Annotated in this window: 1 pseudogene; it reads left to right on the forward strand. The window is 70.7% G+C overall.

What is annotated here, in order from left to right:
- Positions 1-242 precede the first annotated feature (242 nt).
- Positions 243-1,403 (forward strand): annotated as a pseudogene (locus tag ACFHVL_RS31265) (IS110 family transposase); the annotation flags it as partial.

The raw sequence follows: 1,403 nt of genomic DNA on the forward strand, positions 1-1,403 counted from the left end.
CCCGTTACCTTTTTGATCGTCCCCAGCCGGGGACGGCTCGGTCGCCCGGCTCGGTATGACTGAATGCCCCTGTCGTACGCATGATCCGGGGGGTGTTGTCGCCGGGCCGGGTGGCGTCGGCGGACCGCTGATAGGGACCCGGCCACCCCGTCGTGGGGTAGGTCTCTCCGTAACGTGGATGCCGGCAGTCCGGCGCCGTGACCAGCGGCCGAGCCAGGCCATCGCGGTGAGGAGGGCAGGCTGTGCACGACGGGTTCGGCGTCTTCATCGGACTCGACGTCGGCAAGGAAGGACACCACGCGGTCGCGTTGAACCGCGACGGCAGGCGGCTGCACGACGCGACGCTGCCCAACACCGAAACCGGGCTACGGAAACTGTTCGACAAACTCGCCCGGCACGGCCGGATCCTGGCCGTGGTCGACCAGCCCGCCTCGATCGGCGCGCTGCCCGTCGCGGTCGCCCGCGCCTGCGGCCACCAGGTGGCCTACCTGCCCGGTCTGGTCATGCGCCGGCTGGCCGACCTGCACCCCGGGACCGCGAAGACCGACGCCCGCGACGCGTACGTCATCGCCGACGCCGCCCGTACCCTGCCTCACAACCCTGCGTCGGGTCGACACCGGCGACGACGCCCTGGCAGAACTGGAGGTGATGGTCGGCTACGACGACGACCTCGCCGGCGAGGTCACCCGCCTTGGCAACCGCATCCGGGGCCTGCTCACCCAGATCCACCCACCCCTGGAACGCGTCCTCGGCCCGAAACTGCAGCACCCCGCCGTCCTGGAGGCCATCTCGCGGTGCGGCGGACCCACCGGATTCCGCAGGGCCGGCCGGGCGAAACTCACCGAGATCGTCAAGGCCCGCGCGCCACGCATGGGCGCCCGCCTGGTCGAACAGATCTTCACCGCGCTCGACGCGCAGACCGTCGTGGTCCCCGGCACCACCGCCGCCGAAACCGTCCTTCCCCGACTCGCCGACAACCTGCGTGACCTGCTGCGACAACGCGACCAGGTCGCCGAACAGGTCGAGGGGATGCTCGATGCGCACCCTCTTTCCCCGGTCCTGACCTCGATGCCCGGCATCGGAGTCAGGACCGCGGCCCGCATCCTGCTCGAAGTCGGCGACGGCAGCTCGTTCCCCACCGCCGGTCACCTGGCCGCCTACGCCGGTCTGGCCCCGGTCACCCGCCGATCCGGCACCAGCATCCGTGGTGAACACCCACCCAAGGGCGGCAACAAGCAGCTGAAACGCGCGTTCTTCCTGTCCGCGTTCGCCGCCCTGGCAGACCCGCTCAGCCGCGCCTACTACGACCGCAAACGCGCTGAGGGCAAGAAACACAACGCCGCCCTCATCTGCCTCGCCCGCCGCCGCGTCGACGTCCTCCACGCCATGCTCCGCACCCAACG

This window comes from Micromonospora sp. LOL_023 (assembly GCF_048060115.1).
Lineage (GTDB): Bacteria > Actinomycetota > Actinomycetes > Mycobacteriales > Micromonosporaceae > Micromonospora_E.